This window comes from Holdemanella sp. DFI.5.55, from assembly GCF_020593575.1.
Lineage (GTDB): Bacteria > Bacillota_I > Bacilli_A > Erysipelotrichales > Erysipelotrichaceae > Holdemanella > Holdemanella hominis.
In genome coordinates this window covers 1-11,328 of record NZ_JAJDMK010000072.1, presented here as the reverse complement: position 1 = coordinate 11,328, position 11,328 = coordinate 1, and the positions used below count along the sequence as shown (strand labels likewise).

14 protein-coding genes are annotated in these 11,328 nt (G+C 35.3%); 2 read left to right on the top strand and 12 right to left on the bottom strand.

The genetic code is table 11. The annotated features are described in order from the left end of the window. Positions 1 to 237 precede the first annotated feature (237 nt). From LJE08_RS15115 to LJE08_RS11350, 5 genes are all read right to left on the bottom strand, one after another. Positions 238 to 360: a hypothetical protein gene (locus LJE08_RS15115; protein ID WP_255650343.1), complete on the bottom strand. Its 123-nt coding sequence runs from the start codon at positions 358 to 360 to the stop codon at positions 238 to 240. Positions 361 to 678: 318 nt separating this feature from the next. Next, positions 679 to 1,137 carry an ATP-grasp domain-containing protein gene (locus LJE08_RS11365; protein ID WP_227403281.1) on the bottom strand — a complete coding sequence of 153 codons (459 nt, stop codon included), beginning with the start codon at positions 1,135 to 1,137 and terminating at the stop codon, positions 679 to 681. Next, positions 1,107 to 1,454: a hypothetical protein gene (locus tag LJE08_RS11360; protein ID WP_227403280.1), complete on the bottom strand. Its 348-nt coding sequence runs from the start codon at positions 1,452 to 1,454 to the stop codon at positions 1,107 to 1,109. Before LJE08_RS11360 ends, LJE08_RS11365 begins: the two co-directional genes overlap by 31 nt. A 13-nt stretch (positions 1,455 to 1,467) precedes the next feature. Then, positions 1,468 to 2,361, bottom strand: coding sequence for a DNA-binding protein (locus tag LJE08_RS11355; RefSeq protein WP_227403279.1), 894 nt, complete (start codon positions 2,359 to 2,361; stop codon positions 1,468 to 1,470). 99 nt (positions 2,362 to 2,460) lie between these two features. Next, on the bottom strand, positions 2,461 to 2,598 hold the full coding sequence (locus LJE08_RS11350) for a hypothetical protein (RefSeq protein WP_227403278.1): 138 nt from the start codon (positions 2,596 to 2,598) through the stop codon (positions 2,461 to 2,463). Positions 2,599 to 2,696: 98 nt separating this feature from the next. On the opposite strand from LJE08_RS11350, the gene LJE08_RS11345 reads away from it, so the two are divergent. After that, on the top strand, positions 2,697 to 3,134 hold the full coding sequence (locus LJE08_RS11345) for a MerR family transcriptional regulator (protein WP_227403277.1): 438 nt from the start codon (positions 2,697 to 2,699) through the stop codon (positions 3,132 to 3,134). A gap of 73 nt (positions 3,135 to 3,207) precedes the next feature. Here the strand turns inward: LJE08_RS11345 and gnpA are convergent, their stop codons facing one another. The 6 genes from gnpA to LJE08_RS11315 form a co-directional block, all read right to left on the bottom strand. Then, entirely contained in the window at positions 3,208 to 5,352 is a 2,145-nt protein-coding gene (gene gnpA, locus LJE08_RS11340; protein ID WP_186998476.1) for a 1,3-beta-galactosyl-N-acetylhexosamine phosphorylase, read from the bottom strand. A gap of 16 nt (positions 5,353 to 5,368) precedes the next feature. Then, positions 5,369 to 6,460 carry an ABC transporter ATP-binding protein gene (locus tag LJE08_RS11335; protein WP_217256444.1) on the bottom strand — a complete coding sequence of 364 codons (1,092 nt, stop codon included), beginning with the start codon at positions 6,458 to 6,460 and terminating at the stop codon, positions 5,369 to 5,371. Between the two features lie 11 nt (positions 6,461 to 6,471). Next, positions 6,472 to 6,624, bottom strand: a complete 153-nt coding sequence (locus LJE08_RS11330; RefSeq protein ID WP_186998549.1) for a hypothetical protein — start codon at positions 6,622 to 6,624, stop codon at positions 6,472 to 6,474. Positions 6,625 to 6,655: 31 nt separating this feature from the next. Beyond that, complete coding sequence (locus LJE08_RS11325) at positions 6,656 to 7,516, bottom strand: carbohydrate ABC transporter permease (RefSeq protein WP_117925687.1); 861 nt, start codon at positions 7,514 to 7,516, stop codon at positions 6,656 to 6,658. Positions 7,517 to 7,527: 11 nt separating this feature from the next. Further along, positions 7,528 to 8,409, bottom strand: a complete 882-nt coding sequence (locus LJE08_RS11320; protein ID WP_117925686.1) for a carbohydrate ABC transporter permease — start codon at positions 8,407 to 8,409, stop codon at positions 7,528 to 7,530. Positions 8,410 to 8,471: 62 nt separating this feature from the next. Further along, positions 8,472 to 9,800, bottom strand: a complete 1,329-nt coding sequence (locus LJE08_RS11315) for a carbohydrate ABC transporter substrate-binding protein (RefSeq protein ID WP_186998477.1) — start codon at positions 9,798 to 9,800, stop codon at positions 8,472 to 8,474. Between the two features lie 181 nt (positions 9,801 to 9,981). On the opposite strand from LJE08_RS11315, the gene LJE08_RS11310 reads away from it, so the two are divergent. Next, complete coding sequence (locus LJE08_RS11310; RefSeq protein ID WP_227403276.1) at positions 9,982 to 10,818, top strand: AraC family transcriptional regulator; 837 nt, start codon at positions 9,982 to 9,984, stop codon at positions 10,816 to 10,818. A gap of 145 nt (positions 10,819 to 10,963) precedes the next feature. On the opposite strand, the gene LJE08_RS11305 is transcribed toward LJE08_RS11310, so the two are convergent. Next, positions 10,964 to 11,212, bottom strand: coding sequence for an HIT family protein (locus tag LJE08_RS11305; protein ID WP_227403275.1), 249 nt, complete (start codon positions 11,210 to 11,212; stop codon positions 10,964 to 10,966). Between the last annotated feature and the right edge of the window lie 116 nt (positions 11,213 to 11,328).

The following is an 11,328-nucleotide window of genomic DNA, read 5'->3' as shown; positions in this document are numbered from 1 at the left end:
ACAACGTCTTGATTTACTGTCTTGGTTTTACGTTTACCTTTTGGACTTCGATTTGTTATGCAATCTCATCCACCATTTGGCCTCATCAAGTTTCTGTGCGTACGCTCAAAAGAATTGCTACACCACTTCCTTCACCCATGACATCACTGTCAACGGCTTGTGGTTCACTACACTTAGCGGTAACTACCTGTAGTTGGTTTATCTCCAACTGAACTCATACCATGCCCGGCACACTAATTAAGTGGCGAAACCATTTTGTTCTTTTATTTCAGGAAAACCATCATAAGGTAATAAGTTCAATCTAGCTTGACAATCCGCTTTAGCTTCTAATAACACCTGTATTTTAACCAAATCATTCATAATTTCACTCCTTAGGGAACTTTTTCTTTATATATTATTTATATATTATATCAAAAGTTCCCTATTTTTTTCTTGTGTTTAAATCATACAAGAATCCTTTTGACATCTTATTTGTATTTAAATCAAAAAAAATGAGGATGATTTCTAAGTCATCCTCAGTTTGGGCTCCTCACCCTGCATTTTAGTTTAAATTGAATTTAGCTTCTCGCCATTCAAGAGCCATCGCTCATTTGTATTATACCAGAAGTCATCTAAAAGGCTCAACATATAATTGAAGCCTTGTTAGCCAATCGTGCATATTCAATATTCATAATTCTTTTATTGATATTTACGATAATCAAAAACATCTTCTCTTTCTAACAATTGAGACCATCTTGCAGATAATAATTTGGCGTATTTATAATCTACTAATCCATAAGCCCCTAAAGAATATGCATCATTACATTCAATCAATAATGTTCTACCATCTTTGGTAACACCAATATCAATAGAACATGCCATTGGTCTTTTATCCCATTCGATAAATTGATCCATAATTTCATCCAATACTTCTGCATCATAATTATAGTGCCAATCTCCCTTATATGGTCGAACATCTATAATTTGATCATAGTATACAAAGCAACGCCATTCACGCATAAATTCAATGGGTTCACTGCATAAGATCTCAAAATCTTCATTATAGGCACCACATCCAATTAAACCCTTAATACTTGAAATCACTTTTCCAGTGAATTTCTTACTTTCTACAGGCTTAACAACCAACCTGCAGACCATTTACCCTCATCTGTAGAAATAGCATTTATGGTATCTCTCCATATTTTTCTGCCAAGAAACTTTCGAAGACATTCTGGATAATCATCTACATGTGGGTTTAAAACATTAAATTTGGCGAAAACATTTTCGCATTGTTGAATGTAATCAACGACTATATCTTCTTTTGTGATTTGATTATATACATCATCAAGAGAAAAATAAGGCACAACTTCACATGCCAATTCATTAAAACCAGAAATGGCTTTTTGCATATTCTGACTATGTCCAACTACTAATCCTGAATTATAGTCTTTTTTGACCTTGATATAAGCTTTCATTTTAATTTTCCTTCTAATCTTGCAACATATTTAAATACATATCCAATCTTTCATTTATATATCCCGCAAACAAATTTTCCATTGCAAAAAGATTATGTTTTACATGATATTCATCAAACGCATTATAATAGGCAAGTCGATCCGTAAATTTAATATCAATAGGCGGATAACCAGCCTTCATCAATTCTAAATTCACTAATAATCTTCCCGTTCTACCATTTCCATCAATAAAAGGATGAATCGATTCAAACTCAATATGGAAACGAGCTAATTTCGTTACAATATGCTCCTTACTATTCGCAAAATCCATTAATAATTGTTCCATTTTCGGTGCAATCAAATAAGGTTGTACTGGCTCATTCTGCGCGCCCATAATATAAACAGGAATTCTACGATATACGCCTCGGTCTTCTTTCTTATCTGCAAGAACAAGATAATGAATTTGTTTGATGACACTCTCACTAATGGGAACATTATTTTTGACTAGTTCTCTTACAAAATCAAAAGCTTCCTTATGTCCAACAGCTTCCATATGATCTTTTAGAGGCTTTTTATCAATTGTGAGACCACGAAGAACTAAATCCGTTTCACGCAAAGTCAGTGTATTTCCTTCAATCGCATTTGAATTGTAGGTATACTCCACAATAAATTCTTCATTCAACCTAGCAACTTCACCTTCTGTTAATGGTCTTCTAGAATCTAATTCCATCTTTTTTCGATCAATCTTCCGCAAAAGATTCTCTTTTGACTTTAAACGACCATCTACCGGTTTCTTTGCATCCACAGGAATTTTCCAACTTCGCCCCTCATGATAAGCACCTAAAATTTTTCCCTGAGCACAAAGAACTCGAATTCTTCGATCTGAAATACCCCATTTTTCAGAAGCCTGTTTTACAGTCATAAACATGGATCATCACTCCTAATCTAGAAGTATTATATCATTTTATCGGAACAATAGACATCTATCGGAATAATCCAAAGCCGTTTATCGGAACATTATAAATTCTTACCAAGCATATACGCTTATTTCATCTTCTGCTGTCCTTGCGATCATGTAGATATCTCGAAATATATATTCACTTGCATACACGATAATTTCTACACCTTTAATACACAACAACCAATACAATACTGAATTGTGCATCGATGACACCTCTTTGTCATCTTAACCTTATTGACACAATTACCTCCTGATATTAGTATAATACCTAAATCTGACTTTAGGTCGAGAAAGGAATCACTATGTATACAATTGGACAAGTATCTGAAATGTTTGATTTACCCATCTCTACTCTTCGATATTATGATAAAGAAGGATTTTTCCCTCATTTAGTTCGCAAAGGCAATATTCGCTATTTCAGCAATCATGAAATTGAAGCTTTACACCTCATTGAGTGTTTAAAAAAATCTGGTCTTGGCATTAAAGAAATCAATCAATTCTTTAGTTGGGTTTCTGAAGGAAGTGCAAGTTTTGAAAAGAGAAAAGAGTTGTTTAAAGCTCGAAAAGAGGCTGTAGAAGCTGAAATCAAAAGTCTTCAAGAAACACTATCTTTATTAGAATTTAAATGTTGGTACTACTCAAAAGCTATGGAAGATGGTACAGAAGAATACATTCAGGCCATGCTTCCAGACAAGCTTCCTAGTGACATTCAAAAATTATATGATGCAAATCACAAATGACAAAAGGAGCAGATATTCTGCTCCAAAGCTTTTCAAAACCAGCTGGCTCGTTCTGATTTTGATTGACTGATTCTTAAATTTCAAACCATTTGATTTCACAAGCATCCAATTCAACTTCGAAACTTGTTCCATCACCCTTATACACGGTAGTTGTCTGTGGTTCATATGTATTATTGACAACACAGAAACTGTTTGTAGAAGGATATACGTTGATATCCACATTGTAGTTGTCGGAATACCAACGTTTCATTTCTTCTTCTTTGTGTGCCGCAAAGAAGATTGCACGATACAATAGTCTTACATTTTCAAAACTAAATGGAAGACCATTCATATACACACCGCGACCTTTTCCATACTCATTTACAGCTAAATTAACATGTAGATCTTTTTCAGCCAAGATTTCGGTTTCTGGAAGAGCATATACATCATTTACACATTCTCCCCAATCTTCATGTTCTAATTGTTCTGTAATGAAGTGGTCTGGATGTACTTGCCAATTGTATTTGTCTGTATGCATTGTAAAACCTAATTCTTTATCCACACCTAGCACATCGTATAAAGTGAAGAATTTACCGTTGCGGTTAATAGCTGTTGGCTCACCAACACCGATGAATCCACCACCCTGGTCTACATAACGACGAAGAGCTGTAATCACGGGTTCATCAAATTCGGCTCCACCACTAAAGCTAGTGTATGCAGAACCAATGTTCATCACAACGTCCATATCATCTAAGATTGTTGGATCTTTACGAATATCATCAAAACTAATGAAATGAACATCAAATGGGAAACCACTCAACGCCTCCATTACACCTGTATATGAATAGATTTGTTTGTACCAAATGGCATGGTGAACCAAGTGTGTTCCCCAACGACGAAGTTCTCCCCAACTATTAATTACACCCACTTTTAATAAGTTTAATGGAACTTGTTGGTTCACATGAGAATATAGCGTACGGAATTCGTCACATACCTTTTCAATATAGTCAATGAATTCAGGGAAATCCAATGCCAATTTTAAATATCCACCATAACCAATACGATCGACTGGACTACGTAAAATAGCTCTACGAGCCGTTACCCAATTGACCTTAGCTTCTTTTAATGGATCACCATTTTCATGGAAAACATCTGGGAAGAAGTATGGTAAGAATCTTCCTTCTGTATACTTAACACCCTTAATATCGGAAATTAAACGAAGTGTTGTACCAGAACCAACCGATCCTACAACCGCATCCAATCCAATGGATTCAAAATATTTTCCAAATGGTTCTGTACCAATCCAGTGATCACCTAAAAACATCATGGCTTCTTTTCCATATTCATGACAAATATCTACAAATTTCTTCGCTAATTTACTAACTTCACGTTGTTGGAAATCCATGAAATCACGATATTCCTTAGTTGGAACACAGAAAGTTGAGTTATTAAATCCTTTGTTGATAATATATTCAGCTCTAAATGGATAGCCCACTTCTTTTTCAAACTGTTCCAAAATATATGGAGATACAGAAGCACTATATCCAAACCAATCTACAAATTTTTCGCGTGCAAATTCATCAAATTGAAGAGTGAATTGGTGGAAGAACGTTGTAAAACGAACAACGTCTACATCATCTCTTTCTTCACAGAATTTTCTAAATTTATCCAATACATATTTTTGTGTTTTAGGTTGTCGAACATCAAAAGTCATTTGATGTTCTTCACCCTGCCAATCGTTCGTTAGAGCATTATACATATGCACAGGATCCCAAATCACAAATGCCAAGAAACTGACAGTATACGCATGATACGGAATTGTATCATGAATAATCACTTCACCCGTTTCTTCATCATAATCCCAATTTGTGATGACTTCATCCGTCGTACGGTCAATGACTTCCCACCATCTGTGATTATCTTTTGTGTTTGGTTTTAATTGATCCTTATAGAAATGCTGCATGATTTGAATTTTTAATTCGGTTGACTTTGCGGTCACAAAATCACTCATCAAATACATCTGTTGAATTTCATCTGGATTTGCCTTTGCCCACGCATTATCTTTTCTTGTCGTATAGTAAGTCGCATATTGCTTAATATCCATCTTACGCAATTCTTCTGGCATATCCGTTCCGTCACAGTCACGGATGGCATCGGCTTTCCATCGATTAATAATCTCAATTGTTGCATCAATTACATCAACATCTGTCGGTACAGTTACTCTGCCTGTTTCAATCATTTTATTTTCTCCTAAACTAGTCAATTCTATTTTCAGTTTCCATATCAAAGAAATGTATTTTTGATAAATCCATTGTTAATTTAATTGTTGAATGTGCTTCGGGTTCCAAACGAGAATTTACTTTGGCACACATTTTTTGTCCATTTAAAGTACCATGCAAAATATATTCATGGCCCAATAGTTCGGCCACTTCAATTTCAAAATCAAAGTTAGCACTCGGATATGTATCGGCCACTATACCCTCACCATGTAAATCTTCTGGACGAATACCCATGATAATTTCTTTTCCTTGGTAACTAGAAAGTTTTTCTCTATACATCAAAGGAATTTCAATCTTCATATCCTCCACTTGGAAGAAACCATTTGTATACGTACCCTTCACAAAGTTCGTTGCAGGCGCACCCAAGAATCCAGCTACGAATAAATTTGCCGGATTATTGTAAATTTCTTTAGGCGTACCAATCTGCTGGATATAACCACCTTTCATAACAACAATACGATCGGCCATCGTCATGGCTTCCGTTTGATCATGTGTTACATAAATGGTAGTAGCTCCAATACGTTCATGAAGCTGAATGATTTCCGAACGCATTTGTACACGCAATTTCGCATCCAAGTTTGAAAGTGGCTCATCCATTAAGAATACCTTCGCATTACGAACGATAGCACGCCCCAAGGCAACACGCTGTCTTTGACCACCTGATAAAGCTTTTGGTTTACGATCCAAATAAGGTTCAATCTCCAAAATACGAGCAGCTTCATGCACACGCTTATCAATTTCTTCCTTACTATACTTACGTAATTTCAAACCAAAGGCCATATTCTCATATACACTCATATGAGGGTATAACGCATAAGACTGGAATACCATCGCAATATCACGATCTTTTGGTTCCACATCATTCATTCTTTTTCCATCAATGTAGAAATCACCGGCACTAATCTCTTCCAAACCAGCAATCATACGAAGTGTTGTTGATTTACCACATCCACTTGGTCCTACAAACACAATAAACTCTTTATCTTTCACTTCTAAATTAAAGTCAAATACAGCCTGAACATTGTTGTCATATATTTTATCAACATGCTGCAATGATAATTCTGCCATACTTCTTCCTCCTATTTATGTTTTCGATTGTATAGAAACAATAATGTTAGTAAGCCTGTCAATCCAACGATTTCGATCATTAAATTACGAACACTTACCGTCTTCTGTGCCCAAATGATCATACCTAAGAACACAAAGAATAAAACGATCATAATTATGTTCATTACTTTATTTTCATCTCTCATATTAGACACCTTACTCTTTCATTCCACCAATACTCATGCCCTGTGTAATCTTCTTTTGAACACAAATATAAAGAACTAACGTTGGAATCATAACAATTACCAACCCAGCATACATGACACCAAAGTTTGCCTGTGACTTCGCATCCGCCATTAAGTATTTAACACCAACGGCCAACGTAGCATTTTCTTTATCCATAAAAGTAAATGCGATAATATATTCATTCCAGAAAGCCAAGAATTGAAATAGGATAACCGTAATAATACTTGGTCTTGCCATGGGAATCATAATCTTTGTCATGGTCTTAAAGTAGCCACAACCATCAATGCGAGCCGCCTCTTCATACGCCTTAGGCAACGTTTTAAAATAACCTGTCAACAAATAGATTGTGAAAGGTAAGGCCGTTGCCGCATACACGACAGAAAGCCAGAACTTACTATTTAAGAAAAAGTCAATTCCAAGCTTAATATCCGCATTAAATAACATTAAGAAAATTGGCAAAACAATATAGTTCACATTTACGAAAAGTCCAGCCATGAAAAGTCCATTAAAGAATTTCTTTCCCACAAAGTCAAATCGTGCCAAAACATACGATGCAGGAAGAGCCACCACCAATAGAATGACTAATGATAGTGCTGTTACAATGATTGTATTTAATAAATAATCACCCATTCTTGCCTTCACAAAGGCATCCGCAAAGTTTGACCACAATATTTGTTTTGGAAGATCAAATGGATTTCCACTCACCAATTCCAATTGCGATTTTAAAGATGCAAGGAATACCCATGCGATGGGTACAATAATCGAAATAGCTAATGTGATCAGTGCCACATAAACAAAGATCTTGTATAAAGGAAAATTATGTTTCTTCATATCTCATCCTCCTAATACTGTAATACATCACGTTCAGTGATCTTATTTATGATGGCTGATAAGGCAAATGAGAATACGAAGATACATACTCCAACGGCCATACCAAATCCGTATTTACCAGCGAACGCATTGTTATACATATAGTTCAATGCCACTTCACTTCCTAGATTTCCCTCACTTGTCAATTGAACGAACATAAATGATAAGTTGATTGTAGAAATTACGAAGAAAGTTAAAGTTGTACGAATGTTATCCCAAATCAAAGGTAAAGTAATCATAAAGAACTGTCTGACTTTACTAGCCCCCTCAAGGCTTGCAGCCTCATATAGGTTTTCTGGAATACTCGACATACTCGACATATACATAACCATATAATAACCAATGGCCTGCCATACAAGGGCACCAATTATAGAATAGTTAATAACATCTGGATTTCCCATCCATTGTTGTTGTAAAGACGAAAGTCCAATCATACCAAAGAACGTATTTAAAATACCATTCGTAGGTTGATAAATAGCTGAGAAAATACCTACAATAACAACAATACTCAAAATGTTTGGAATGTAGAAAATAACACGGAAGAAGTTTTTTCCAACAAACTCTTCACGAGTTAATAATGTCGCAAACAATACGGCCAACACCAAAGTGATGATCGTGATCAATACAACATACAAGATTGTATTTTGCATAGCCTCAATAAAACGCATGTCGTTAAAAAGAACCTTAAAGTTGAAGAACCCGGCAAAAGTGGCATCACTTACGAAATTGCTCTTTTTAAAGAATGCTGTCTTAAATACATCAATTGTTGGAATCACCATGAAAATGACGACTAGAATAACGGCTGGTGCAAGACACGCAAATACGAAACGATTTTGTGCTTTCTTTTTATTCATGAGTTTACCTCCCATCTCTTAAAAAGCGACGAGCAACAATTTGCTCATCGCTTTCAGTTTAATTATTCAGTTACAGCTTTGTTTTTAGATAATTTAGCCCAAGCATCTACTAATTTGCTTTGGTAATCTTTTGCAGTTAATTCACCAGTAGCTAAAGAGTCAATTGAACCAAATACTGTCGCAGCACGGTCAAAGTCTGGTAAGTTATCTGTGTTGTAAGGAGCAAATGCACCTAATGCAGCAGAAGCAGTGTCATATACAGAGAAGAATTCTTTTGTATATCCATCTTCCATAGCCGCAATTGTGTCTGACATATGTGTAGTTGGAACAATGTTTCCACCTTCAGCCATGATCTTAACACCTTCATCAGAATAGATAAACTTCAAGAATGCTTTCGCATCATCTACGTTTTTTGCTTGAGCAGGAATCCATACTTGTTCAGTCATAGAACCAACGAAACGTTCACCATCTTTTTCTAATGCAGGCAATGGAAGTAATCCCCAGTGATAATCTTCAGGAGTTGTATCTGCCATTTCATTAACTACCCAGTCACCATTAGGCATGAATAACGCTTTTCCATCAATGACAGCCTGTTGGTTCATTGTGAAACCATCTTTCGCATTCGCATTTGCGACTGTATCAGAATATAAATAATCAGGACTTACTAATTTAGTTAAAATATCGATAGCTTGTTTAGCACCATCTGTATTCCAAGCATCCTTGTCATAATTTAATACATTCGTTAATAATTCTTCTCCACCAGTTTCTTTCAACAATGCATTTAATGTGTTGTCAAAATAACCATTTGTTGGATAAGTAAATAATGCGATACCATCTTTCTTAGCTTGATCACCTAAAGCCCAGAATTCTTCCCAAGTTGTTGGAAGTTCATATTTCTTTCCTTCTCCAACCAATTCAGTATTATAGAAGAATCCAGCTGGAGTTGTCTTAAGTGGCATCAAATAAGATTTTCCATCTCCATAATATTGTACGATACTACTATTTGCATAGTTTTCATCCATACCAACTTCTTCAACTACATCTGAAATATCCAATACTTCATGAGTATTTAATTGAGTTTCAGTATATCCAGAAGGCTGACCTAAGTTATAGTAAACAACATCAGAATATTCACCCTTCGCATTTTCTTTATTCAATACATCAGGCAATTCTTTTTCAAAACGCAATTGAACATCTACATCCGGATTTGCCTTTTCAAAAGCCTTAGCCAATTTTGTGAATACTTCTTCACCATTACCACCAGAGAAAGAATCAAATTTTAATACTCGCTTATCTCCAGAATCAGAATTTTCAGCTGGTTTGCTAGAACATCCTGCTAGCATAGATGCTGCCATCGCAAATGATAACCCAGCAGTTATAACTTTTTTCATACTTTACCTCCTCATAAATTCGTATGAACCTCTTTTGACAAGTCTAGTATAGTCTATTTGAAAGCGATTTATCATAAAAATATAGCTCTATATTTTAGATATATTGCGATTTAATAATTTTGACAACAAAATTGATAAACAATAGAAAACAATATATAATAATACAAAAAGAGGTGTTTTTATGAGTACACAACGCTTTCAAATTGACCAAGTCGACTTCAACAAAGCCCGACCAAAACTACTATATATAACCGAATCCAAGTTCGATCACGAATGGAATTCCACCCTACATACCCATTTATACACAGAAATGTTCTATGTGACAAAGGGCCATGGACTTTTAAGTTTAGACAACAAAAACTATCCCGTAAAAGAAGACGACCTCGTTATTGTCAATCCATTGGTATCCCATACCGAGCGTGGTATTGAAAATGTCAACTTCGAATACATTGTTATGGGAATTGAAGGCATCACCTTCTTTTCAAAAGAAGAATACGAAGAACAGGGTTGCAGTATTGCCAACTATTATGAATACAAACACGAAGTACTATTCTATCTAAAAACCATTCTAATGGAAGTTAAGGCTAGAGATGCTGAATATCAATCCTTATGCCAAAACTTATTAGAAGTATTACTGATCAACCTGATGCGTAGGGCCAACATTAGTTTAAAATCTTCACCCGTTAATAAAGCCAACAAAGACTGTGTCTATATTGAAAAATATATTGATGCTCACTTTAAAGAAGATATCACACTAGACACTTTAAGTGAACTCACTTTCTTAAATAAATATCACATTGTACATGCCTTTAAACAATATAAGGGAATCTCCCCCATTAACTACATGATTCAAAAGCGGATTCAAGAAGCTAAAGTTCTACTTTCTACAACCAATCTTCAAATTTCAGAAATATCCATCATCATAGGTTTTACAAGCCAATCCTATTTTGCCCAAGCCTTCAAAAAAGCAACGGGCATTTCACCTATTCAATTTAGAAAAAATCATAGTGAACAATAGAAAAAGGAGCAGCTGCTCCTTTATTTACATAATACAGCACGATATTTTTCAACAATGTCCTGATACTCTTCATCCGACAACGTTTTTTCGCCTGGATTCATAGCGAATACACCGCCCCATTCATATCCATCCTTATATTTAGGAACTAAATGGAAATGAAGATTTCATGCATAGCACAAGCTACCCTATTAATATCCTCCATATAAGAAGCTCTTTCCTGGGCCGTCAACTCTGTAATTTCACTCACATGCTTCTTATGAGCCACAATCACACGACCAGGATGAGACTGTTCTTTAAACAAATACACTTTTGAACTTTCTAGTTCACAAATTTTAATTCCGAAAGCACCGACTAACTCACCTTCCATGCAATAAGCACAATTTTGATCTTTCAATTTTTTACTTACTCTTCCCGAAGCTATAATACCGCAATTTGTAAATGATTACATTTTTTATTTTGGCTATGTCACAACAAACAGTTGATAAATAGCCATTTTTATAGGGGAGTATC